This is a genomic window from Nocardioides dongkuii, assembly GCF_014127485.1.
In the GTDB taxonomy this organism is placed as follows: domain Bacteria; phylum Actinomycetota; class Actinomycetes; order Propionibacteriales; family Nocardioidaceae; genus Nocardioides; species Nocardioides dongkuii.
This window is the reverse complement of sequence record NZ_CP059903.1, coordinates 3,222,297-3,245,639: the sequence shown is the minus strand read 5'-3', so window position 1 is coordinate 3,245,639 and position 23,343 is coordinate 3,222,297. Positions and strand designations below refer to the sequence as shown.

The 23,343-nt window shown below is 72.9% G+C and carries 26 protein-coding genes; 16 read left to right on the top strand and 10 right to left on the bottom strand.

All coding sequences use genetic code 11. From position 1 onward, the window contains the following. Positions 1-8 precede the first annotated feature (8 nt). Positions 9-1,706 carry a DEAD/DEAH box helicase gene (locus H4O22_RS15660; RefSeq protein WP_244963216.1) on the top strand — a complete coding sequence of 566 codons (1,698 nt, stop codon included), beginning with the start codon at positions 9-11 and terminating at the stop codon, positions 1,704-1,706. Between the two features lie 48 nt (positions 1,707-1,754). Further along, positions 1,755-2,399, top strand: coding sequence for an IclR family transcriptional regulator (locus H4O22_RS15655; protein ID WP_182524270.1), 645 nt, complete (start codon positions 1,755-1,757; stop codon positions 2,397-2,399). On the opposite strand, the gene H4O22_RS15650 is transcribed toward H4O22_RS15655, so the two are convergent. Beyond that, entirely contained in the window at positions 2,396-2,875 is a 480-nt protein-coding gene (locus H4O22_RS15650; protein ID WP_182524269.1) for an Lrp/AsnC family transcriptional regulator, read from the bottom strand. The two genes, H4O22_RS15655 and H4O22_RS15650, sit on opposite strands and share 4 nt — an antisense overlap. Before the next feature lie 93 nt (positions 2,876-2,968). On the opposite strand from H4O22_RS15650, the gene hppD reads away from it, so the two are divergent. Further along, complete coding sequence (gene hppD / locus H4O22_RS15645) at positions 2,969-4,162, top strand: 4-hydroxyphenylpyruvate dioxygenase (protein ID WP_182524268.1); 1,194 nt, start codon at positions 2,969-2,971, stop codon at positions 4,160-4,162. Between the two features lie 194 nt (positions 4,163-4,356). After that, positions 4,357-4,881 (top strand): DUF1697 domain-containing protein, encoded by a 525-nt coding sequence (locus H4O22_RS15640; protein ID WP_182524267.1) that lies wholly within the window; start codon positions 4,357-4,359, stop codon positions 4,879-4,881. Here the strand turns inward: H4O22_RS15640 and H4O22_RS15635 are convergent. From H4O22_RS15635 to H4O22_RS15615, 5 genes are all read right to left on the bottom strand, one after another. Then, positions 4,850-6,091: an MFS transporter gene (locus H4O22_RS15635; protein ID WP_182524266.1), complete on the bottom strand. Its 1,242-nt coding sequence runs from the start codon at positions 6,089-6,091 to the stop codon at positions 4,850-4,852. The two genes, H4O22_RS15640 and H4O22_RS15635, sit on opposite strands and share 32 nt — an antisense overlap. Then, on the bottom strand, positions 6,088-6,618 hold the full coding sequence (locus tag H4O22_RS15630) for an ArsR/SmtB family transcription factor (RefSeq protein WP_182524265.1): 531 nt from the start codon (positions 6,616-6,618) through the stop codon (positions 6,088-6,090). Before H4O22_RS15630 ends, H4O22_RS15635 begins: the two co-directional genes overlap by 4 nt. Positions 6,619-6,708: 90 nt before the next feature. Then, entirely contained in the window at positions 6,709-7,491 is a 783-nt protein-coding gene (locus H4O22_RS15625) for an enoyl-CoA hydratase-related protein (RefSeq protein WP_244962995.1), read from the bottom strand. Beyond that, on the bottom strand, positions 7,481-8,053 hold the full coding sequence (locus H4O22_RS15620; RefSeq protein WP_182524264.1) for an isochorismatase family protein: 573 nt from the start codon (positions 8,051-8,053) through the stop codon (positions 7,481-7,483). Before H4O22_RS15620 ends, H4O22_RS15625 begins: the two co-directional genes overlap by 11 nt. 19 nt (positions 8,054-8,072) lie before the next feature. Then, entirely contained in the window at positions 8,073-9,368 is a 1,296-nt protein-coding gene (locus tag H4O22_RS15615; RefSeq protein ID WP_280530164.1) for a nicotinate phosphoribosyltransferase, read from the bottom strand. A gap of 18 nt (positions 9,369-9,386) precedes the next feature. Here H4O22_RS15615 and clpS point away from each other — a divergent pair, with 18 nt between their 5' ends. From clpS to H4O22_RS15605, 3 genes are all read left to right on the top strand, one after another. After that, positions 9,387-9,689 carry an ATP-dependent Clp protease adapter ClpS gene (clpS, locus tag H4O22_RS20435; RefSeq protein ID WP_220451185.1) on the top strand — a complete coding sequence of 101 codons (303 nt, stop codon included), beginning with the start codon at positions 9,387-9,389 and terminating at the stop codon, positions 9,687-9,689. Positions 9,690-9,696: 7 nt separating this feature from the next. Then, a complete protein-coding gene (locus H4O22_RS15610; RefSeq protein WP_182524262.1) occupies positions 9,697-10,281 on the top strand; it encodes a DUF2017 domain-containing protein in 585 nt (194 codons plus the stop codon). 330 nt (positions 10,282-10,611) lie between these two features. Next, on the top strand, positions 10,612-11,580 hold the full coding sequence (locus H4O22_RS15605; RefSeq protein ID WP_182524261.1) for an esterase/lipase family protein: 969 nt from the start codon (positions 10,612-10,614) through the stop codon (positions 11,578-11,580). A 378-nt stretch (positions 11,581-11,958) separates the two neighbouring features. Here the strand turns inward: H4O22_RS15605 and gdhA are convergent, their stop codons facing one another. After that, on the bottom strand, positions 11,959-13,296 hold the full coding sequence (gdhA, locus tag H4O22_RS15600) for an NADP-specific glutamate dehydrogenase (protein WP_220451422.1): 1,338 nt from the start codon (positions 13,294-13,296) through the stop codon (positions 11,959-11,961). Between the two features lie 67 nt (positions 13,297-13,363). On the opposite strand from gdhA, the gene H4O22_RS15595 reads away from it, so the two are divergent. From H4O22_RS15595 to H4O22_RS15570, 6 genes are read left to right on the top strand one after another with little or no spacing between them, the layout of a single operon-like run. Then, positions 13,364-13,831 carry an NUDIX hydrolase gene (locus H4O22_RS15595; RefSeq protein ID WP_182524259.1) on the top strand — a complete coding sequence of 156 codons (468 nt, stop codon included), beginning with the start codon at positions 13,364-13,366 and terminating at the stop codon, positions 13,829-13,831. Positions 13,832-13,849: 18 nt separating this feature from the next. Continuing rightward, positions 13,850-14,284: a M67 family metallopeptidase gene (locus tag H4O22_RS15590; protein WP_182524258.1), complete on the top strand. Its 435-nt coding sequence runs from the start codon at positions 13,850-13,852 to the stop codon at positions 14,282-14,284. 26 nt (positions 14,285-14,310) lie between these two features. After that, positions 14,311-14,583: a MoaD/ThiS family protein gene (locus H4O22_RS15585; protein ID WP_182524257.1), complete on the top strand. Its 273-nt coding sequence runs from the start codon at positions 14,311-14,313 to the stop codon at positions 14,581-14,583. Between the two features lie 7 nt (positions 14,584-14,590). After that, positions 14,591-15,145: an NYN domain-containing protein gene (locus tag H4O22_RS15580; RefSeq protein WP_182524256.1), complete on the top strand. Its 555-nt coding sequence runs from the start codon at positions 14,591-14,593 to the stop codon at positions 15,143-15,145. Between the two features lie 21 nt (positions 15,146-15,166). Then, a complete protein-coding gene (locus H4O22_RS15575) occupies positions 15,167-16,114 on the top strand; it encodes a PLP-dependent cysteine synthase family protein (protein WP_182524255.1) in 948 nt (315 codons plus the stop codon). Further along, the gene (locus H4O22_RS15570; protein WP_182524254.1) at positions 16,105-17,214 is read left to right on the top strand and encodes a DUF3152 domain-containing protein; all 1,110 of its coding nucleotides are present in this window, start codon (positions 16,105-16,107) and stop codon (positions 17,212-17,214) included. The genes H4O22_RS15575 and H4O22_RS15570 overlap by 10 nt, the downstream gene beginning before the upstream one ends. Here H4O22_RS15570 and H4O22_RS15565 read toward each other — a convergent pair. After that, positions 17,211-18,227, bottom strand: coding sequence for an alkaline phosphatase family protein (locus H4O22_RS15565; RefSeq protein WP_182524253.1), 1,017 nt, complete (start codon positions 18,225-18,227; stop codon positions 17,211-17,213). The genes H4O22_RS15570 and H4O22_RS15565 overlap by 4 nt on opposite strands. 95 nt (positions 18,228-18,322) lie before the next feature. Here H4O22_RS15565 and murI point away from each other — a divergent pair, with 95 nt between their 5' ends. The 3 genes from murI to H4O22_RS15550 all read left to right on the top strand — a co-directional run bounded on the left by murI (position 18,323) and on the right by H4O22_RS15550 (position 21,172). After that, positions 18,323-19,144, top strand: coding sequence for a glutamate racemase (gene murI, locus H4O22_RS15560; protein ID WP_182524252.1), 822 nt, complete (start codon positions 18,323-18,325; stop codon positions 19,142-19,144). Continuing rightward, a complete protein-coding gene (locus tag H4O22_RS15555) occupies positions 19,141-19,917 on the top strand; it encodes an MBL fold metallo-hydrolase (RefSeq protein ID WP_182524251.1) in 777 nt (258 codons plus the stop codon). Before murI ends, H4O22_RS15555 begins: the two co-directional genes overlap by 4 nt. Positions 19,918-20,170: 253 nt before the next feature. Continuing rightward, a complete protein-coding gene (locus H4O22_RS15550; protein ID WP_182523469.1) occupies positions 20,171-21,172 on the top strand; it encodes an IS481 family transposase in 1,002 nt (333 codons plus the stop codon). A gap of 247 nt (positions 21,173-21,419) precedes the next feature. On the opposite strand, the gene H4O22_RS15545 is transcribed toward H4O22_RS15550, so the two are convergent. Further along, positions 21,420-22,073, bottom strand: coding sequence for a response regulator (locus H4O22_RS15545; protein ID WP_182524250.1), 654 nt, complete (start codon positions 22,071-22,073; stop codon positions 21,420-21,422). After that, a complete protein-coding gene (locus tag H4O22_RS15540) occupies positions 22,070-23,224 on the bottom strand; it encodes a sensor histidine kinase (protein WP_182524249.1) in 1,155 nt (384 codons plus the stop codon). Before H4O22_RS15540 ends, H4O22_RS15545 begins: the two co-directional genes overlap by 4 nt. Positions 23,225-23,343 lie beyond the last annotated feature (119 nt).

Below are 23,343 nucleotides of genomic sequence, written 5' to 3'. Positions count from 1 at the left end.
CGGCGGCGATGGAGCAGTACTTCGCCCGGCAGCCCCGCGACTTCCTCGCCGTGGCCACGCCCGGCGCCGGCAAGACGACGTTCGCGCTGTCGGTGGCCGCCGAGCTGCTGGGCCGCCGGATCATCGACCGGATCATCGTGGTCGCCCCCACCGAGCACCTCAAGCTGCAGTGGGCCGAGGCCGCCGCGCGCGCCGGCATCCCGATCGACCCGACGTACGCCGCGGGCAAGGGCCGCACGTCGGGTGACTACGTCGGCGTCGCGGTGACGTACGCCGGGGTCGCGGTCAACCCGCTCGCGATGCGGATCCGTGCGGAGCGGTTCAAGACGCTGGTGATCCTCGACGAGGTGCACCACGCCGGCGACGCGCTCTCGTGGGGCGAGGGGGTGCGCGAGGCGTTCGAGCCCGCCGCCCGCCGGCTCGCGCTGACCGGCACGCCGTTCCGCTCCGACATCAACCCGATCCCGTTCGTCACCTACGCGCCCGGCCCCGACGGCGTCCCGCGCTCGGTGGCCGACTTCACCTACGGCTACGCGCACGCGCTGGCCGACCACGTCGTCCGCCCGGTGCTGTTCATGGCCTACTCCGGCGAGATGACCTGGCGGACCCGCGCCGGCGACGAGATCGCGGCGCGGCTGGGGGAGCCGCTCACCCAGGACCTCACGAACCAGGCGCTGCGCACCGCGCTGGACCCCTCCGGGTCGTGGATCCCGTCGGTGCTGGCCGCGGCCGACAGCCGGCTCACCGAGGTGCGCCGCCACGTCCCCGACGCGGGCGGCCTGGTGATCGCCACCGACCAGGACTCGGCCCGCGCGTACGCCAAGACGCTGCGCCAGATCAGCGGCGAGGCGCCCACCGTCGTGCTCTCCGACGAGAAGGCCGCCTCCAAGAAGATCACGGAGTTCGCCGCCGGCGAGGCCCGCTGGATGGTCGCGGTCCGGATGGTCTCCGAGGGCGTCGACGTGCCCCGCCTCGCCGTGGGCGTCTACGCGACGACGACCTCGACCCCGCTGTTCTTCGCCCAGGCCGTCGGCCGCTTCGTGCGCGCCCGTACCCGCGGCGAGACCGCGTCGGTCTTCCTGCCCAGCGTGCCGCGGCTGCTCGCGTACGCCGGCGAGATGGAGGTGGAGCGCGACCACGTGCTCAGCCGCCGGGTCAACGACGAGGGCAACATCTTCGCCGCCGAGGACGACCTGCTCGCCCAGGCCAACGCCACCGAGTCGGCGTCCGGCGAGCTGGAGATGTCCTTCGAGGCGCTGGGCTCCGAGGCCCGCTTCGACCGGGTGCTCTTCGACGGCGGCGAGTTCGGGCACGCCGGCGAGGTGCACGTCGGGTCCGAGGAGGAGATGGACTTCCTCGGCATCCCCGGCCTGCTCGAGCCCGGCCAGATGCGCGAGCTGCTGCAGTCGCGGCAGAGCGAGCGGGCCCGCAAGCAGAAGTCGGCCCGGGCCGCCGCGGTCGACGACGCGGCCGGCGCCGCCGACCCGGTCGCCGAGGTGGCCACCCACGAGCAGCTCGCGGTGCTGCGCCGCGAGCTCAACGGCCTGGTCGCCGCGTGGCACCACCGCACCGGGCAGGCGCACGGCATCACGCACGCCGCGCTGCGCCGGGAGTGCGGTGGCCCGCCCGCCGCGGTCGCCAACGCCGCGCAGCTCGCCGCCCGGATCGACCGGGTGCGCGAGTGGGCGATGCGCCGCTCCTCCTGACGCCCTGCTGACCTCGGGCGATACCGGCGGTATGCCTAGACTTCGAGCATGGCGGCGGAGACCTCGCAGACCCTCGATCGCGGACTCCGTGTGCTGGAGGTGCTCTCCGACGCGCCGGGCGGGCTGACCGTCACCGAGCTGGCCGGCCGGCTCGGGGTCAACCGCACCGTGGTCTACCGCCTGGTCAGCACGCTCGAGCAGCACGCGCTGGTCCGCAAGGACGCCCGCGGCCGGCTGCACGTCGGGCTCGGCGTCCTGCACCTCGCCTCGGCGGTCCAGCCGGCGCTGCGCGACGTCGCGGTCCCGGTGCTGCGGCGGCTCGCCGAGGAGGTCGGCTGCACGGCCCACCTCACGGTCGCCGACGGCGAGGAGGCGCTCGCGCTGGCCGTCGTCGAGCCGTCCTGGACCGACTACCACGTCAGCTACCGGGTCGGGTCCCGGCACCCGCTCGGCCAGGGCGCGGCGGGCAAGGCCATCCTCGCCGGGCGCGACCGCGGCCGCGAGGGGCCGGCGTACGTCGCGACGACGGGGGAGCTGCAGCCCGGGGCCCGGGGCGTGGCCGCGCCGATGCGCGGCCTGCGGGGGTTCGAGGCGAGCGTCGGGATCGTCACGCTCGGGGATCTCGATGACGCCGCGGGGGTGGGCGGCCGGGTGCTGGCCGCCGCCGACGAGCTCAGCGGCCGGCTCTCCTAGGACCCCTCCCGGGCCGCCCGCGCCAGCGGCAGCACCCGGTGCCCGACCTGGGTGGCGAGCGCGATGACGGTCGAGGAGCGCACGATCGCCGGCTCCGAGAGGACCAGGTCGATGACCCGCTGGAGGTCGGCGTTGCTGCGCGCGACCACGCGCACCCACAGGTCGCCGGCGCCGGTGATCGTGTGCGCCTCGAGCACCTCCGGGACGGCCGCGAGGTGGGCGCCGACCGCGTCGTGCCCGCCGCCGAGCGCGGGGTCCTGACGGATCTCGAGGGTCAGGAACGCGGTCACCGGGAACCCCAGCGCGGCGGGGGAGAGCTCCGGGCCCCAGCCGGTCACCACGCCGGTCGCCGCGAGCCGGTCCAGCCGGGCCTGCACGGTGCCGCGGGCCACGCCGAGCCGCCGCGACGCCTCGAGGACGCCGACCCGGGGCTCGGCGGCGAACAGCTCCAGCAGCGAGGCGTCCAGATCGTCCACTTCCGGCCTCCCGTGGCGTCCGGGACCGGACAACCTGTCCAGTCCCTCGGCGTACTGTTGCACAGAGTGCGCTGGCGCGGCCACGCTGCGAGCATGACCCTGACCCCGGACGAGCTCAAGGCCGACCTGACCCTCGAGCAGCTGCGCCAGCTGGTCGGGCTGGTGGAGTACGACGCCAGCCGCGACCCGTTCCCCGTCACCGCGATGGACTCGGTGGGCTTCGTCGTGGGCAACGCGACCCAGGCCGCGAGCTTCTACCAGCTGGCGATGGGCATGGAGCTGGTCGCCTACCGCGGCCCGGAGACCGGCACCCGCGACTCCAAGTCCTACGTGCTGCGCTCCGGCAGCGTTCGGTTCGTGCTCACCGGCGGCGTGACACCCGACAGCCCGGTCCTCGACCACCACCGCAAGCACGGCGACGGCGTCGTCGACCTGGCGCTGGAGGTGCCGGACGTCGACACCTGCGTCGCGCACGCCCGGGCGATGGGCGCGACGGTCCTGGTCGAGCCGCACGACGAGTCCGACGAGCACGGGACCGTCCGGCTGGCCGCGATCGCGACGTACGGCGAGACCCGGCACACCCTCGTCGACCGGTCGGCGTACACCGGCCCCTACCTGCCGGGGTACGTCGAGCGCCGCTCGACCGTCACCCGCCGCGAGGGCCACCCGACCCGGCTGTTCCAGGCGATCGACCACTGCGTCGGCAACGTCGAGCTCGGGCGGATGGACGAGTGGGTGGGGTTCTACAACAAGGTCATGGGCTTCACGAACATGGCGGAGTTCATCGGCGACGACATCGCGACCGACTACTCCGCGCTGATGTCGAAGGTCGTCGCGAGCGGCAACCACCGGGTGAAGTTCCCGCTGAACGAGCCGGCGATCGCCAAGAAGAAGTCGCAGATCGACGAGTACCTGGAGTTCTACGACGGCGCCGGCTGCCAGCACATCGCGCTCGCGACCAACGACATCCTGCGGACCGTCGACGTGATGCGCGACAACGGCGTGGAGTTCCTCGACACCCCGGACTCCTACTACGACGACCCGGCGCTGCGGGCCCGGATCGGCGAGGTGCGCGCCCCGATCGAGGAGCTGAAGAAGCGCGGCATCCTCGTCGACCGCGACGAGGACGGCTACCTGCTGCAGATCTTCACCAAGCCGATGGGGGACCGGCCCACGGTCTTCTACGAGCTCATCGAGCGGCACGGCTCGCTCGGCTTCGGCAAGGGCAACTTCAGGGCGCTCTTCGAGGCGATCGAGCGCGAGCAGGAGGCGCGCGGGAACCTGTGAGGGTGCGGGGCCGGGGGGTGCCGGGCGGTGGGTGCCGGTTTCCCCGGTGATCAGGGAAAACTGTCGCCGCGCCCGGGACTTCTCAGGGAGAACCTGATGTTCGGGGGCATCGCGATGGCCGGGAACATCAGGTTTCCCCGGTGATCCGGGGAAACCGGACGATCCGGACGACGCCCCTGCGGCATGATCGCAGGGTGGCGACCTGGATCGGGTTCCTGAGGGCGATCAACCTCGGGGCGAAGCGGAAGTTCCCCAAGGCGGCGATCGTCGAGGCGGTGCAGGACGCCGGATTCACCGACGTGGCGACCCACATCAACACCGGCAACGTCCGGTTCGACACCTCGATGCGGTCCCGCGCGCGGATCGAGGCGGCGCTGGAGGAGTCGTTCCTGGCCACGGCCGGGTTCGAGGTGCCGACGATCTGCTTCACGCAGGCCGAGCTGCGCGAGATCGCGGAGCGGGCGGAGTCCTTCGGGCACGGCGGCCGGCACTACGTCTCGCTGCTCAAGGGCGAGCCGTCCGCGGACGCCGTACGCCTGCTGGAGGAGCGGAGCACCGCCGAGGAGGTCGCGAAGGTCAGCGGCCGGGCCGTGCACCTGCTGCTGGGGGAGAACTACCACGAGGCGCGGCTGACCAACGCGACGGTGGAGAAGGCGCTCGGCGTCTCGACCAACCGCAACCTCACGGTCATCTCGACACTGGCGCAGAAGTGGTGCTGACCCGCTGCAGGCTGCGCACGGACCTCGACGTCAGGGCGAGGGCGGTGATCACGGCGTAGACGATGCCGCCCACGAGGATCACCCGCTGTACGCCGAAGAGCACCCCGAGCGGCCCGAACAGCAGCTGCCCCACGGGGATCGCGACGAACGATCCCAGGGCGTCGTAGGAGTAGGCGCGCGTCAGCAGGTCGTCGGGGATGTGCTCCTGCATGGCGAGGTTCCAGCCCAGGTTGAAGATCTCGGTGCCGGCGCCGGCCAGGACCATGGCGGCCATCACCACGACGACCTGGGGGTGCAGCCCCAGCGCGATCATCGGCAGGGCGAGCGCGCCGATCCCGACCATCCCGTAGAGCAGCGGTCGCTCGAGGCGCACGCGCGCCATGACCAGCGTCATCGCCAGCAGCCCCACCGCCTCGGCCGACAGGATGAGGCCCCAGCCGCGCTCGCCGATGTCGCTCTGCTTGGCGAGGACCGGCCCGAGCGTGAAGATCGCGCCGGAGTGGATCGCGTTGAGGGCCATGAACGCGAGCACGACGACCCAGAGCCAGGTGGTCGAGCGGAAGACCGTCCAGCCCTCACGGAGCTCGACCAGCATCGAGGGCTGCTCGTCCCGGCGTACCGGCGCGGGGATCCGCACCCGCAGCAGGAGCGTCGCGGCGACCAGGTAGGTCACGCCGTCGACGACCAGCGCCCAGCCCGGCCCCACCGTGACCACGAGGATGCCCGCGACCGACGGGCCGATGACCGTGAGCGTCCCGCGCATCATCGAGATCAGCACGTTGGCCTGCTGCAGCTGCTCGCGCGGGACGAGCTGCGGCAGCACGCTGGCCAGGGCGGGGAAGCTCATCGCCGACGACGTGCCGATGACCGCGGCGAGGCACACCAGCTGCCAGACCTGGGCGTGGCCGCTGAGCACCAGCGAGGCGATTGCCAGCTGGCACAGGCCGGAGACGACGTTGGACGTCTGGATCACGAGCGTGCGGCCGAACCGGTCGGCCACGACGCCGCCGACGAGCAGGAACACCACCATCGGGATGCTCATCGCGGCCAGCACCGTGCCCAGCGCGCTGGGGGAGTCGCTCACCTCGAGCACGGCGAAGGCGAGCGCGACGCTGGCCATCGTGCTGCCGACCATGTTGACCGTGCGCGCCAGGAAGTACCAGCGGAAGTTCTGCCCGCGCAGTGGGGCGAGCACGGGCGGGCGGCTCACGGCGTACCGCCCGGGGTCATCCCGAAGGCCGCGACGGTGAGGTTGGTACGCCGGGTGCCCGCCGTCCGCGGCGGCTGCGCCGCGTCGTGCACCAGGCGGCCGGCCTCCTCGACGAGCGCGAGCGCGCGCGCCCAGGTCTCCTCGTCGACCCAGAGCTCGGCGTCGCAGAAGTAGCTGTGGCCGCGCCCGGTCTCGCGCTCGGCGACCCGGCGTACCAGCTCCTGGCCCATGGTGCGCACCTCGAGTCCGATCTCGCGCGGGCGAGCGCCGGCCTCGCGGTGCCGGTCGTCCCACTCGTGCCGGTAGCGCTTGGCCGTCCCGCCGCGCACCTTCTCCTCGCCGGCCTCGACCACCTCGCCGGCGCGGGCCAGCACCCGCAGGTGGTACGACGCGTTCGCGTGCGTGATGCCCAGCTCGCGGGCCACCTCCGCCGCGCTCATCGCCGTACCGGTCAGCAGCGACAGCATCCGCAGCCGCAGCGGGTGCGCCGCCGCCCGCAGCACCTGCCGGTCGTCGTCCTCGGCCATCGCACTACCTCCCCAACAGTCATTGGGGAGTCTTCTCCCGGCGCGCAGCGACTGTCAAGCACTTCTTGGGCGGTCGGGTTCGTCCTCGGGTCAGTGGCCGCGGAAGTCCGGGCGGCGGCGGTTCAGGAAGGCGGCGATGCCCTCGGCGACGTCGGCGGTGCGCATCAGGAGCTGCTGGCCGGACTTCTCGCGGTCCAGGGCGGGCTCGAGGGCGGCGAGGGTGGCGGCGTTGATCGCGCGCTTGGTGGCGGCGAACGCGAGCGGGGGTCCGCCGGCGAGGCGGCGGGCGAGCCGGTCGACCACGTCGGCGTGCTGGTCGTCGGGGGCCAGGTGCGAGACCAGCCCGGCGTCGTACGCCGCGCGGCCGGGCAGCGGCTCGGCGAGCAGGGCCATCCGCATCGCGCGGGCCCGGCCGACGGCCGCGGCGACCGTCGCCGACGAGCCGCCGTCGGGCATCAGGCCGACGCGGGTGAACGCGAGGAGGAACGTCGCCGACTCCGCCGCGACCTGCAGGTCGGCGGCCAGCGCGAGCGAGCAGCCGATCCCGGCCGCGATGCCGGCCACCGCCGCGACGACCGGCTTGTCGCACGCGACGACCGCGCGCACCATCCGGTTGGCGAGGTCCATGGTCTGCTCGTCGAAGGGGTCGCCGCCGGAGAGGTCGGCGCCGGTCGAGAACGCCTCGCCCGCGCCGGCCAGCACCACCACGCGGACCTCGTCGCGGGCGCTCGCGCGCTCGAGCTCCGAGGCCAGCCCGACGGCCATCTCGGCGCTGAACGCGTTCAGCACGTCGGGGCGGTCCAGGGTCAGCCGCAGCACCCCGTCGCGGAGCTCGACCAGCAGCCCGGGCACCGGGGCCGGGTCAGGCGACACCGACGCCCGCCTCGAGCATCTCGCTGAGCGCGGCCTCGGTGGTCGCGGGCGCCACGCCCGCGCACAGCGCGGGCAGCAGCCGCACCGCGAACCCCTCCCGCACCGCGTCCAGCACCGTCGCCCGCACGCAGTGGTCGGTGGCGAGGCCGCACACGTCGACGTCGGTGACGCCGTGGTCGCGCAGCCAGTCGGTGAGGGGTACGCCGGCGGCGGTGCGCCCCTCGAAGCCGGAGTACGCCGCGGCGTGCTCGCCCTTGAGGAAGACGGCGTCGAACGGCTGCGGGTCCAGGTTGGGGTGGAACGCCTCGCCGTCGGTGCCGACCCGGCAGTGCACCGGCCAGGAGGTCACGAAGTCCGGGTCACGCGACCAGTGGTCGCCCGGGTCGATGTGGTGGTCCTTGGTGGCCACGACGTGCGCGTAGTCGGGGGCGTCCGGGAGCCGCTCGGCCCACGCGGTGAGCAGCCGGGTGATGTCGTGGGCGACCTGGGCACCCCCGGCGACCGGCAGCGACCCGCCCTCGCAGAAGTCGTTCTGGACGTCGACGACGATCAGGGCGCGCATGCGCCGACAGTAGCGGGGCTCAGGCGTGCACGGTCGGGATGACCGGCTCCCCGCGCGACATCTGCTTGGCCGACATCGGCAGCTCGGCGCGCGCCATCACGTGCCGCTCCCGCGCCACCTCCAGCGGCTCGCGGCCCACGACCTCGCCCTCGCGCACCAGCGGCACCAGCAGCGGCCGGTCGTCGCCGTCGTCCACCGGCGGGCTGCCGATCCCCACGACCTCGGCCTCCGCGACGCCCCCCGGCGTACGCCGCCGCATCGCCCACTTGCGGCCGCCGACGGAGACCTTGTCGATGCTCTTCTTCGCCACCGGCACCAGCGTGCCCGCGTCGTCGGCCCGCGCCACCAGCTTGTAGACGAACCCGCTGGTCGGGTGGCCGCTGCCGGTGACCAGCTGCGTGCCCACGCCGTACCCGTCGACCGGGGCCGCCGCCAGCGCCGCGATCGCGAACTCGTCGAGGTCGCTGGTCACCACGATCTTGGTGCCGGTCGCGCCGAGCGCGTCGAGCTGCTCGCGCACCTGCTGGGCGAGCACGCCGAGGTCGCCGGAGTCGAGGCGGACGGCGCCCAGCTCCGGCCCGGCGACCTCCACCGCGGCGCGTACGGCGTCGGCCACGTCGTAGGTGTCGACGAGCAGCGTCGTGCCGCTGCCCAGTGAGTCGACCTGGGCTCGGAACGCGTCGGTCTCGGTGTCGTGGAGCAGCGTGAAGCTGTGCGCGCTGGTGCCGGTCGTCGGGACGCCGTACCGGCGCCCGGCCTCGAGGTTGGAGGACGACGCGAACCCGGCGACGTACGCCGCCCGCGCCGCTGCGACCGCCGCCTCCTCGTGGGTGCGCCGCGAGCCCATCTCGATGCAGGGCCGGTCCCCGGCGGCGCAGGTCATCCGCGACGCGGCGGAGGCGATCGCGCTGTCGTGGTTGTAGATCGAGAGCAGCACCGTCTCGACCAGGACCGCCTCGGCGAAGCTCGCCTCCACGACGACCAGGGGGGAGTGGGGGAGGTAGACCTCGCCCTCGGGGTAGCCCCAGACGTCGCCGCGGAAGGACCAGGACGCGAGGTACTCGCGGGTGGGTGCGTCCACGACGTCCTCGAGGACGGCGAGCACCTCGTCGTCGAAGCGGAACGCCTCCAGGGCGTCCAGCGCCCGGCCGACGCCCGCGACCACGCCGTACCGCCGCCCCTCGGGCAGCCGCCGCGGGAACAGCTCGAAGACCGACCGCCGGTGCGCGGCCCCGGACGCCAGGGCGGCCTGGAGCATGGTCAGCTCGTAGTGGTCGGTCAGCAGTGCGGTGCTGGGTGCGGGTGCGTGGGCCACACCGAGCAGTGTGCCAACATGGACGTCGTGTCCTCCGCGCCGGTCGAGGTCGAGCCGACCATCACGCCCGACGAGATCATCCACCTCTCCAAGCCGTGGGTCACGATCGTCTGGAACGACCCGGTCAACCTGATGTCGTACGTGACCTACGTGTTCCAGAAGTACTTCGGCTACGACGTCGCGAAGGCGGAGAAGCTGATGATGGAGGTCCACGAGGATGGCCGGTCGGTGGTCAGCGCTGGCACGCGCGAGGAGATGGAGCGCGATGTGCAGGCGATGCACGAGTACGGGCTCTGGGCCACGATGGAGAAGCAGGAGTGAGGTGCGCGTGAGCGGATTCCACCGCCACCTGCGCAGCCAGCGGATCATCGCGACGTTCTCGGGTCTCGAGGCCGACCTGCTGCGCACGCTGGCCTCCCAGCTGGTCGAGCTGCTGCGCAACGAGGCGGCCGTGCCCCGCGACGACCGCGACCCGTTCGAGGCCCTGATGGACTTCAGCGGCCCGACCACCGAGCCCGAGGACCCGGTGCTCGCGCGGCTCTTCCCGACGGCCTACCCCGGCGACGAGGAGGCCTCCGCGGAGTTCCGGCGCTTCACCGAGGGCGCCCTGCGCGACGGCAAGGCGGCCGCCGCGGTCTCGATCATCGACGGGCTCGAGGAGGCCGGCCTGCCTCCCGAGCTCACCGAGGACGGCCTGGTCATCGACGTCGAGCTCGACGAGGCCGAGGCCGAGGCCTGGATGCGCTCGTTCACCGACCTGCGCCTGGCCCTCGCCACCCGCCTCGGCGTCGAGGAGGACGACGAGGACTACTGGCTCGCGCTGCCCGAGGAGGACCCGCGCTCCCAGATCCACGACATCTACGAGTGGATCGGGCTGCTCCAGGAGACCCTCGTCGAAGCGCTGATGGACTGACGGGGCGCGTCCCGATCGACGGTCGCTCGGCGAGCGGACGGTGAGGGACACTGCGTGGGTGTTCCACGAGGCGCTGGCGCTGTACTCGCCCTCTGACGGACGCGACAGAGCCGAGCTCCTACGGGCCTACCCGACTACGCCGCGTGACGCCTGACGCGCGCTGATCCGCCGCTGTCCAGGCGAGGTGTGGGAGCAGAGTTCGCAAGCGGGCGAGGGTGGTGTCGAGCACGTTGCGGGTCCGGTCCTCGTCACCGGGCCGCAGGTGCGGGGCGTGATCACCGTCCACGACGGCGACCGTGACGTCGCCGGGGGCGAGTCGTTGAGCCGGGCATGACGACGCGTCTCGGAACCTCTCGCCCCCGGTCCCTCCGGCTGGCGCTCGCGCTGGCGGTCGTGCTGGCGATGGGCGCGGCACTGCTGCCCTCGGCGCCGGCACGCGCCGATGAGAAGCTGCCGGTGCCCTACTCATTCCTGCCGGGCGCCTTCGTCGGCGCCGTGCAGGTGGGGTCGAGTGCCCCTGGCACCAACGACTGGTCGTGCAAGCCCACCAAGCGCCACCCGCGCCCGGTGGTGCTGGTGCACGGCCTGCTCGGCAGCCGCTCTTCGAACTGGCCCACCTACGGGCCGCTGCTGCACAACAAGGGCTACTGCGTCTACGCGCTCACCTACGGCAACAAGCGGCTGCCCGAGAAGTACCGGGCGTTCGGTGGCCTGGACCGCATGCAGTCCAGTGCGCGCGAGCTGAAGGCGTTCGTTGCCAAGGTGCTGCGCCGCACCGGTGCGAAGGAGGTCGACATGGTCGGCCACTCCGAGGGCACCGTCGTCCCGGCCTACTACTTCAAGTTCCTCGGGGGTGCCAAGCACGTGAAGCGGTTCGTCGGTCTCGGCGGCGCCTACGCCGGCACCGACGTCGCGGTGCTCTCGACGGTGGCGGAGGCCGGAGGTCCGCTCGGCATCACCCCGGTCCTGGTCGCCGCCCTGAAGCCGTACTTCGCCGCCGGGCCGCAACTGCTCTCCAGCAGCGCGTTCATCCGCCGGCTGAACTCCGGAGGGTCGGCCAAGGTCAAGGGCGTCGCGTACACCAACGTCATCACGCGCTACGACGAGCTCGTGTGGCCCTCCACGAGCGGCACGCTGCCGGGCACGCACAACGTCCTGCTGCAGGACGTGTGCGCCCTGGATTTCTCCGACCACCTGCAGATCGTGTCGTCCCCGATCGTGGCGCGGATCGTGCTCAACACACTCGACCCCCAGCACCGGCGTCCGGTGCCGTGCCACCTGGTGACACCACTGGGCTAAGGCACCCTGACATCGCTCGAAGAGCCCGGATCTGCCGCGCAGCACCGCCAGCTGTAACGCGGTGTCCACCATTCTTCCGCGGTGCTGCAGCACCGCGGGAGAGCAGTGGATACCGCGTTACATGTACGGCTCAGCGCTGAGGCAGCCGTCCGCTCCTTCCACGACTCGCGCGACCGCTTCTGGCACCCTCTGTGTCAAGAAGCTGCCGGGCCATGCCGATGAGCGAGCACTGCTCTGCCTGCACTCAGCGCCGAACCTTCGCCCGGGATCACCGACGTCCACCGCAAGGATCAGCGGGTCAGGTCACCTGGGTACGACGTGCGCCGCACGGTGACCACGGGAGCCGTCCGTGCAGAGGGACACCCCAGTGGGAGTCGGTCAGACCACGCCCAGCGCGAGCATCGCGTCGGCGACCTGCAGGAAGCTCGAGATGTTGGCGCCGGCGACGTAGTTGCCGGGCGCGCCGTACTCCTCGGCCGAGGTGGCGCACCGCTCGTGCACGCCGGTCATGATCTCGCGCAGCCGGTCCTCGGTGTGCGCGAAGCTCCAGGAGTCGCGCGAGGCGTTCTGCTGCATCTCCAGCGAGCTGGTCGCGACGCCGCCGGCGTTGGCCGCCTTGCCGGGTGCGAACAGGACGCCGCGCTGCTGCAGGAGCCGCACCGCCGCCGGGGTGCAGGGCATGTTGGCGCCCTCGGCGACCGCGCGCACGCCGTTCTCGACGAGCGTGCGGGCGGCGGACTCGTCGAGCTCGTTCTGGGTGGCGCAGGGCAGCGCCACCTCGCAGGGCACGTCCCACACGCTGCCGCCGGCGACGTACGTCGCGTCGGGGCGCTCGTCGGCGTACGCCGAGATCCGCAGCCGCTCGACCTCCTTGACGTGGCGCAGCAGCTCGACGTCGAGCCCGTCCTCGTCGACGACGTACCCGGAGGAGTCGGAGCAGGCCACGACCTGCGCGCCGAGCTGGGCGGCCTTCTGCGCGGCGTAGATCGCCACGTTGCCCGAGCCGGAGACGATCACCCGGCGCCCCGAGATGCTGTCGCCGGCGGCGGCGAGCATCTGCTCGGTGAAGAAGACGGTGCCGTAGCCGGTGGCCTCGCGGCGCACGCGCGACCCGCCGTACGCGAGCCCCTTGCCGGTGAGCACGCCGGACTCGTAGCGGTTGGTGATCCGCTTGTACTGGCCGAAGAGGTAGCCGATCTCCCGCTCGCCGACGCCGATGTCGCCGGCGGGGACGTCGGTGTACTCGCCGAGGTGGCGGTAGAGCTCGGTCATCATCGACTGGCAGAACCGCATCACCTCCGCGTCGCTGCGGCCCTTGGGGTCGAAGTCGGAGCCGCCCTTGCCGCCGCCGATCGGGAGCCCGGTCAGCGCGTTCTTGAAGATCTGCTCGAAGCCGAGGAACTTCACGATCCCGAGGTAGACCGACGGGTGGAAGCGCAGCCCGCCCTTGAACGGCCCGAGCGCGGAGTTGAACTCGACGCGGAAGGCGCGGTTGATCTGCACGCGGCCCCGGTCGTCGGTCCACGGCACCCGGAAGATCAGCTGGCGCTCGGGCTCGCAGATCCGCTCGATGACGGAGTGCTCGAGGTACTCCGGGTGCCGGCGGACCACCGGCGCGAGCGACTCGAGGACCTCCGCGACGGCCTGGTGGAACTCCTGCTCGCCGGGGTTGCGGTCGAGCACGGTGCGGTAGTGCTCCTCGAGGAGCGGGTCCAAGGTGGCCATGCCCCGACCCTAGGCGGAGCGTGCTGGGGGCCGGCGAGAGCCCTGTCAGACTGCCCCCATGCCGATCCCGCCCTTCGTCCTGGAGCTGCGCCGGATGGTCGGCCAGCACGAGCTCTGGCTCCCCGCCGTCACCGCCGTCGTCCTGCACGAGGGTCGGGTGCTGCTCACGAAGCGGGTCGACAACGGGCAGTGGGCCCCGGTGACCGGCATCGTCGACCCGGGGGAGGAGCCCGGGGTCGCCGCCCGTCGCGAGGCGCTCGAGGAGACCGGGGTGGAGATCACCGTCGACCGGCTCGCGTCGGTGGGCGTGAGCCCGCCGGTCACCCACGCCAACGGCGACCGCGGCCTCTACCTCGACCTGACCTTCGCCTGCTCGTGGGTCTCCGGCGAGCCGTACGCCGCCGACGACGAGAACACCGACGTCCGCTGGTGGCCGGTCGACGACCTGCCGCCGATGGACCCGTCCCTGCGCCGTCGGATCGAGGACGCGCTCGCGGGCGAGACCGCGGCCCGGTTCACCGTCTGAGGGTCGTAGGCTGGGACGGTGCTGACCATCGACCGGGCGACGTACGACGCGATCGTGGCTCACGCCAAGCGGGACCACCCCGTCGAGGCCTGCGGCGTGGTCGCCGGCCCCGAGGGCAGCGACCGGCCGGTCCGGTTCATCGAGATGGTCAACGCCGCCGGCAGCCCGACGTTCTACGAGTTCGACTCCACCGACCTCCTGCGGCTCTACCGGGAGATGGACGCGAACGACGAGGAGCCGGTGGTGATCTACCACTCGCACACCGCCACCGAGGCGCACCCGAGCCGCACGGACATCGGCCTGGCCAGCGAGCCCGGCGCCCACTACGTGCTGGTCAGCACCCGCGAGCACGGGAATAACGACGGCCCCGTGGAGTTCAGGTCCTACAGAATCGTCGACGGCGAGGTGACCGAGGAAGAGGTCGCCGTCGTCCCCGAGCCCAGCGTCAGCTGAGCAGACCCCACCGAGGAGCAGCACCCATGGCCATCGAGGTCCGGATCCCCACCATCCTGCGCACCTACACCGGCGGCGAGAAGGCCGTCGCGGGCGACGGTGCCAGCCTGAGCGCCCTGATCGACGACCTGGAGTCGCACCACCCGGGCATCAAGGACCGGCTCATCGACAACGGTGACCTGCGGCGGTTCGTCAACGTCTACATCAACGACGAGGACGTCCGCTTCATCGGCGGCCTCGAGGCCACGCTGAACGACGGCGACCAGGTCGTCGTGCTCCCCGCCGTCGCGGGGGGATAAAGCGGTCATGGCTGAGCGGCGTACGTTCGTCCTCGTCGACGGCGAGAACATCGACGCCACCCTCGGCAACTCCCTCCTCGGCCGGCGGCCGCTCCCGGAGGAGCGGCCCCGCTGGGAGCGGGTCACGGCGTACGCCCGTGAGCTCTGGGACCAGCCGGTCACCGGCCTGTTCTTCCTCAACGCCTCCAACGGGCAGCTGCCCGCGGCGTTCGTCCAGGCGCTGCTGGCCATGGACTACCGGCCGGTGCCGCTGGCCGGGCGCAGCGACGAGAAGGTCGTCGACGTCGGCATCCAGCGCACGCTCGACGCGCTGCTCGGCCGCGAGGACGACGTGCTGCTGGTCAGCCACGACGCCGACTTCGCCGACCACCTCATGCGGCTCGCCGACGGCAGTCGGCGGGTCGGCGTTCTCGCGCTGCGCGAGTACGCCAGCATCACCTACGACACCCTCGGCATCGAGGTCCACGACCTCGAGGACGAGGTCGGCGCCTTCAACGTCCCGCTCCCGCGGGTGCGGATCATCGCGCTCGAGGACTTCGACCCCGAGCGCTTCCTGCGCTGACCCGGAGAGGATCCTTCGACCATGCGCTTCGACAACCTGCTCGCCTCGGTCGGCGGCACGCCGCTGGTCGGCCTGCCGCGGCTCTCGCCCTCGGCCGACGTCCGCATCTGGGCCAAGCTCGAGGACCGCAACCCGACCGGCTCGATCAAGGACCGCCCGGCCCTGAAGATGATCGAGCAGGCCGAGAAGGACGGCACCCTGCGTCCCGGCTGCACGATCCTCGAGCCGACGTCGGGCAACACCGGCATCTCCCTGGCGATGGCGGCGAAGCTCAAGGGCTACCGGATCGTCTGCGTGATGCCGGAGAACACCTCCGAGGAACGCCGCCAGCTGCTGCGGATGTGGGGCGCCGAGATCATCTCCTCGCCCGCCGCCGGCGGCTCCAACGAGGCGGTGCGGGTCGCGAAGCGGGTCGCCGAGGAGCACCCCGACTGGGTGATGCTCTACCAGTACGGCAACGCCGCCAACGCGCTCGCGCACCAGGAGGGCACCGGTCCCGAGCTGCTCGCGGACCTGCCCTCGATCACCCACTTCGTCGCGGGTCTCGGCACCACCGGCACCCTGATGGGCGTCTCCCGGTTCTTCCGCTCCGCCAAGCCCGACGTCCGCATCGTCGCCGCCGAGCCGCGGTACGGCGAGCTGGTCTACGGCCTGCGCAACCTCGACGAGGGCTTCGTCCCCGAGCTGTACGACGCCGACCTGATCGACTCGCGCTTCTCCGTCGGCCCGCGCGACGCCGTACGCCGGGTGCGCGAGCTGCTCGAGCTCGAGGGGATCTTCGCCGGCATCTCCACCGGCGCGATCCTGCACGCCGCGCTCGGCCAGGCCGCCAAGGCGGTCAAGGCCGGGGAGAGCGCCGACATCGCGTTCGTCGTCTGCGACGGCGGCTGGAAGTACCTCTCCACCGGCGCCTACGAGGGCACCGTCGACGAGGCCGAGGACCGGCTCGAGGGCCAGCTGTGGGCCTGAGGGCCCTCGCTCTCTCCCTCGCGGTCGCCGCGGGGCTGCTGGTCCCGGCGGCGCCGGCCTCCGCGGTCGTGGTCAACACCGCCCCGCCCGTCGTCTCGGGCTCGCCCGAGCACGGCGGCACGCTGCGGGCCGGTCGGGGCTCCTGGGCGCCCGCGCCCACGGCGTACTCCTTCCAGTGGCTGCGCGACGGCTCGCCGGTGCGCGGCGCGACCGACCGTCGCTACCGGCTCGGCCTCGACGACCTCGGCGCCCGCCTTGCGGTGACGGTGACCGCCACGGACTCCGTGGGGGACAGCGCCTCGGCGACGTCCGCCGCGACCGCGCCGGTGCGCCGGGCGCGGCTGGCCAACCGGCGGCCGCCGACCATCGACGGCGAGCTGCGCTTCGGCCGGATCGTGACGGCGCGTCCCGGCCGGTGGTCCACGCGCCCCGCGCGGGTGCGCTACCAGTGGCTGCGCGGCGCCCGGCCGATCCGCGGCGCCACCGGCGCGCGCTACGCGGTCGCGCCCGCGGACGTCGGCCGGCGGCTGCGCGTGCGGGTCGAGGTCCGCGCGCCGGGGCACCGGCCGGCCGAGCGCCTCTCGGTGCGCCGGGAGGCGGTGCGGCACCGGGTCGACGTACGCCGCACGGTGACCTACCGGGTCGAGACCCGGGGGCGCGTGACCGCGAGCGTCCGGCAGTTCCGGCGGCTCGTGCAGCAGACCTACGACCACCCGCGGGGCTGGCGCGGGGCCGGCGTCCGCTTCCGTCCCGTCGCCCGCGGCGGCCAGATCTCCGTGGTGCTCGCCGAGGCGAGCCGGGTGCCGGACTTCTCCCCGGTGTGCAGCAGCACCTGGAGCTGCCGGGTGGGCCGCTACGTGATCATCAACCAGGACCGCTGGAAGCACGCGTCGCCCGCCTGGAACGCCGCCAACGGCGCGCTGCGCGGCTACCGGCACATGGTCGTCAACCACGAGACCGGCCACTGGCTCGGCTTCGGCCACGCCGGCTGCCCCGGTCGCGGGCGGCCCGCGCCGGTGATGATGCAGCAGTCCAAGGGGCTCGACGGCTGTCGGTTCAACCCGTTCCCCACGCTCGGCGAGCTGGGGCGGGCCCGCTAGCGGACGACCAGGTCCTGGCGGGCGCCGATCCCGCTGCCGGGCACGGCGCGGAGGCCGAGCAGGGAGGTCACCAGGTTGGCCAGGTCGCCGTTGCGGATCGGCTGCCGGCGCGCGGCGTACGACGGGCGGGTCCTCTCGGGCGGCTCGCGCCGGGGGTTGAGCGCGTAGAGGTTGGCGGCCCGCACGCCCGCGCCCCAGGCGAGGAACGGGATCCGGTAGTTCGCCAGCCGCGCGGGGTCCTGGTGGCCGTCCCCGCGGCCCCCGTGGTCGGCCGTGAGCACCACCACCAGGTCCTCGGCGAGGCGGCGGTGGGCGTCGATCGTGCGCACGAGCTTCCCGATCAGGGCGTCGGTGCGGCGCACCGCCTGCAGGTAGGGCGCGGTCATGAACCCCGACGCGTGGCCCGCGCTGTCGGGCAGGCGGAGGTGGAGGAAGGTCAGCTCGCGGTCGTGGCGGAGCAGGTCGCGACGAGCGGCCCGCACCAGGGCGAGCGGGCGCTCGTCGTAGGTGAACCGGTCGACCGCACGCGGCCAGGAGTGCGGGAACAGGCTGAACTTGGACTTGCCGGCGAAGACCGCCGACTCGCCGCCGCTCCGGTGGACCACGGTGAACATCGAGGCGACCCGGTGCCCGGCCGCGCCGTGCACCGTGCGCCCCGGCAGGTCGTCGTTCCAGGTCACCCCGTGCCCGCCGTGGTCGGCCGCGACGCGCCGCCCGGTCACCATCGAGGTGTGGTTGGGCAGGGTGACGGTGACCTCGTGCTCGGTCCGCGCGTTGAGCGTGGCCGCCCCCTCGTCGACCAGCCGGTGCAGGGTCGGCGTACGCCGGGGGCCGAGCCGTCGCAGGGCGGTGGGGTTCAGCCCGTCGACGGAGATGGCGAGCACCCGGCGGCCGGACGGCGCAGCGCTGCTCGTCGTCCCGTCGGGCGTCGCCTCGAGGGCGTGGACCGCCGGCGCCGGGAGCCCGAGGAGGGCGAGCAGACCGGCGAGGACGAGGGCGGTCGACGTACGCATCCGACCACGCTACGCCGCACCGCGTGACCCGGCGCACGCGTGACGTCCATCGCTGCACCGTGCGCAGAGCAGGGCGAAGGCCTACCGTTGCGTCCGTGCCGCCCGCGACCCCCGCCGATCTCGAGGCTCCCATCGGGATCTTCGACTCCGGATTCGGGGGGCTCACCGTGGCCCGCTCGGTGATCGACCAGCTGCCGCACGAGTCGATCCGCTACGTCGGCGACACCGCCCGCCAGCCGTACGGCGCCAAGCCGATCGGCGAGGTCCGCGAGTACGCCCTCGAGTGCCTCGACCACCTCGTCGCCGAGGGCGTCAAGGCGCTGGTGATCGCCTGCAACTCCGCGAGCGCGGCGATGCTCCGCGACGCCCGGGAGCGGTACGACGTGCCGGTCGTGGAGGTCATCTACCCGGCCACCCGGCGCGCGGTCGCCGCCAGCCGCACCGGCCGGATCGGGGTGATCTGCACCCGCGCCACCGCCGAGTCGCTCGCGTACGACGACGCGTTCGCCGCCGCTCCGCACGTCGAGCTCACCACCCAGGCCTGCCCGCGCTTCGTCGACTTCGTCGAGGCGGGGGTGACCGGCGGCGAGGAGCTGCTGGCGGTCGCCCACGAGTACCTCGACCCCCTGACCGCCGCCGGGGTCGACACGCTGATCCTCGGCTGCACGCACTACCCGCTGCTCACCGGCGTGGTCTCCTACGTCATGGGCGACAACGTGACGCTGGTCAGCAGTGCCGAGGAGTGCGCCAAGGACGTCTACCGGATGCTCACCGCCACCGGCCTGATGCGGACCGCGGGCGACCCGGCGTACACCTTCGTGACCACAGGCGAGCCCCACGAGTTCGAGACCATCGGCCGCCGGTTCCTCGGCCCGGAGATGGTCGCGGCCAGCCAGTTCGCGGGCGGCCTGCGATGAGGCTCACCGTCGTCGGCTGCTCGGGCTCCTACCCGGGCCCGGACTCCGCCGCCAGCTGCTACCTGCTGGAGGCCGAGCACGACGACGGCACCGGCTCCCGCACCTGGCGGGTGCTCCTCGACCTCGGCAGCGGGGCGCTCGGGTCGCTGCACCGGTACGCCGACCCGCTGACGATCGACGCGGTGCTCCTCAGCCACCTGCACGCCGACCACTGCCTGGACCTCGCCGGCTACTACGTGCTGCGCAAGTACCACCCCCGCGGCCCCCAGCCGCGGATCCCCGTGTGGGGCCCGGTGGGCACCGCCGACCGCGTCGCCCGCGCGTACGACCTGCCGCTGGACCCGGGGATGCGCCACGAGTTCGACTTCCACGAGTGGGACGGCCCGATCGAGGTCGGCCCGTTCGCGGTGGTGCCGATCGGGGTCGACCACCCGGTGCCGGCGTTCGCGCTGCGGGTCGCCGCCGACGGCGCCGTGCTGGCCTACAGCGGCGACACCGGTCCCTGCTCCGGCCTGGACCTGGTCGCCTCCGGCGCCGACCTGCTGCTCGCCGAGGCCTCCTTCCGGGAGGGCGACGACAACCCGCCGCACCTGCACCTCACCGGTGCCGACGGCGGCGACGTCGCCGCCCGCGCGGGCGTCCGGCAGCTGGTGCTCACCCACGTCCCCCCGTGGCACGACCCCGCGATCGCGCTGGCGGAGGCCCGCGGCCGGTACGCCGGCCCGCTCGAGCTCGCCGCGCCCGGCGCGACGTACGAGCTCGGCACGCCGTAGCCCCGCCGTCCGGTGGTCGAGCAGGGAAGGCGCGCAGCGCCTGACCGTTGTCGAGACCCCCGCAGTGTTGGCAGGGCGTGGGTCGCCGTCGTACGTCGGCTCACGGGGTTTCGACACGCTCACCCGCTAGCTGTGATGCCCAGCCACGTTGGTCGAGGACCTGCGACGACACGGTCTGAGGCGATGGATGGGTGAAGGCCTCCCGGTGTGGAGTGGAGCTATCTAGGAACCGCTTCACACCCAGGAGGCCTTCGTGTCCCACGCTACCCATGCCAACGCTGCGCTGACACCACGTGCTCGGCTACGTCTGGCGCGTCTGATAGTTGACCAGGGCTGGCCGATTCCGAGGGCCGCGGAACGCTACGACGTGTCCTGGCGGACCGCGAAGAAGTGGGCCGATCGGTACTGCGCCGAAGGACCCGCCGGCATGGCCGATCGGTCCTCACGCCCGCACCACCAGCCGAACCGGACACCGGCGCCGGTGGTGCGCAAGATCGTGCACCTGCGCTGGAAGCAGCGTCTCGGACCAGTCGAGATCGGCGACCGGCTTGGCATGGCGTCCTCGACCGTGCATGCGGTGCTGGTGCGGTGCCGGCTCAACCGGCTCACCCACGTCGACCGGGCGACCGGGGAGCCCATTCGCCGCTACGAGCACGAACGCCCCGGCGACCTGCTCCACGTCGACGTCAAGAAGCTCGGCAAGGTGCCCGACGGCGGCGGCTGGCGCTATGTCGGCAAGCAGCAGGGCGAGAAGAACCGGGCCGCGACGCCGAACAAGCCCCGCAACAAGTACCGCGGCCCGTTGATCGGGACTTGCTACCTACACACCGTGATCGACGACCACTCCCGCGTCGCCTACGTCGAGGCCCACGACGACGAGACCAAGGAGACCGCCGCACTGGTCCTGCGCAACGCGGTGGCCTGGTTCGGCCAGCGCGGCGTCACCGTGCAACGGGTGCTCAGCGACAACGGCAGCTGCTACAAGTCCCACCTGTGGCGCGAGACCTGCGCCGAGCTGGGAATCACACCGAAGAAGACCCGGCCCTACCGACCACAGACCAACGGCAAGATCGAACGGTTCCACCGCACCCTGGCCGAGGGCTGGGCGTTCAAGAAGTTCTACAACTCCGAAGCCGCCCGACTCGCGGCTCTGCCAGCATGGATCCACCAGTACAACCACCACCGGCCCCACTCAGCAATCGGAAAGGCTGCACCCATCACCAGGTTGAACAACCTGGCTGGGCATCACAGCTAGCGCGGCTTCGCTGCTCAACCACCGGTGGTCGAGCAGCGAGCGCCAGCGAGCGTTGTCGAGACCCCCGCAGCGTGGGCAGGGCGTGGGTCGCCGTCGTACGTCGGCTCACGGGGTCTCGACATCGCTCACCCGCTAGCGCGGCTTCGCTGCTCGACCACCGGTGACGGGCTTCGCTGGTCGACCACCGGGACGGGCTTCGCTGCTCGACCACCGGCCGGGGCGGCTTCGGTGCTCGACCGCCGCTGCGTCAGACCAGGCCGGCGTCGTGGACGCAGATCGCGATCTGCACGCGGTTGGTGACCACGAGGTTCTCGAAGAGGCGCGACACGTGCGCCTTGACCGTCGGCACCGAGAGGTAGAGCTCGGCGGCGATCTCGGCGTTGCTGAGCCCGCGGCCGACGGCGAGCGCCACGTCCCGCTCGCGCTCGGTGAGCAGCGCGAGCCGGTGCTCGGCGTCCGCGACCCGCTCCGTGGACGTGCCGGCGCGGAGCCGGTCGATCAGCGTGCGGGTGGCGGAGGGGGAGAGCATCGGGTCGCCGGCCGCCACCGTGCGGATCGCGTCGAGGATCTGCGGCGGCGGGGTGTCCTTGAGCAGGAACCCGTCGGCGCCCGCCGCGAGCGCCTCGACGACGTGGTCGTCGGCGTCGAAGGTGGTGAGCACGATGACGTGCGGGGGGCGTGCGGCGCGCTGCAGCTCGCGGGTGGCCTCCAGCCCGTTGAGGACCGGCATCCGGATGTCCATCAGCACGACGTCGGGCCGCAGGGACTCCGCCAGCGCGAGGCCCTCCCGGCCGTCGGCGGCCTCGCCGACCACCTCGACGTCCGGCTGCCCGCCGAGCATCAGCCGGAGCGCCGAGCGCACCAGCGGGTCGTCGTCGACCACCAGGACGCGTATGGTCATGCGGCCCACGGTATCCATCCTCGGAGCACGAAGGCGGACCCCTCGTGCCGGTGCTCGAGACGGCCGCCGCGCAGCACCGCCCGCTCCGCCAGCCCGACCAGGCCCAGCCCCGACCCGGGCGTGCGCGAGGGGCCGAAGCCGACCGGGTTGCGCAGCACGACAGCGATCCCGTCGTCGGGCGACCCGCTCACCCGGATCGACAGGGTCGCGCCCGGCGCGTGCTTGCGGGCGTTGGTGATGCCCTCCTGGACGATCCGGTAGAGCGTCCGCCCGACCGAGGCCGGCACGTCCTCGGCGTGCGCGACCAGGTCGTCGTACTCCACCCGGGTGCCGGCCGCCCGGGCCTCCTCGACCAGCCCCGGGAGGTCGGCGTACGTCGGCTGCGGGCTGTGCAAGAGCTCGCCGGTGTCGGTGTCGCGCAGCACGCCGAGCACGGCCCGCAGGTCGGTCAGCGCCTCGTGCGCGGCCTCCTGGACGATGCCCGCACTGGCGCGCATCTCGTCGGCGGTGAGGTCCTCGCGGAACCCGAGGGCCCCCGCGTGCAGCGAGATCTGGGAGATCCGGTGGGCGAGCACGTCGTGCATCTCCCGCGCGATCCGGGCGCGCTCGTTGTCGCGGGCGTGCACGGCGAGCAGCTCCTGCTCGGCCTCCGCGCGCTCGGCCCGCGAGCGCAGGGTGCAGATCAGCTCGCGGCGCGACCCGAGGTACATGCCCCAGGCGGTCACCGCGGCGATCACGATCAGGTTCATCGCGGTGGTGAGCCACCACGGGTCGTCCTCGGTGGTGGGATTGAGGACGGCGAAGACCTGGGCCGAGGCGAAGGCCAGCCCGGCGACCGGGACGATCCGGCTCCACCGCCGCTCGGTCGCCAGGGACACCAGGGCGAGCGTCGCGGGTCCGGCGGCGAGCGCCGAGAAGGTGCCGAGCAGGTTGGTCGCCAGCGCCACCCCGACCGGCCACCGCCGGCGGAGCAGCACCACGCCGAACGCGACCAGGCCGAGCGCCACGTCGGCGTACCGCATCGGCTCGGACTGCCGCCCGACGACCGTCGCCCAGACGGCGCCGCTGATCAGGACCGACAGCAGGGTGCGCCAGACGTGGCCCCACGGGGTCAGCCGAGGCTGGTACTCCTCGGGGGTCGGTCGGTCCACCCGCTCAGGCTAGGGGCCGCCCGGGGTCGCGCGGCACCACCGCCGGTCTCGGCGCACCCCTACCGAGGTAGGGGGTGGTGACCGCCGCGCGTCCGATGCGCCCGGCGCCGAACTCAGGC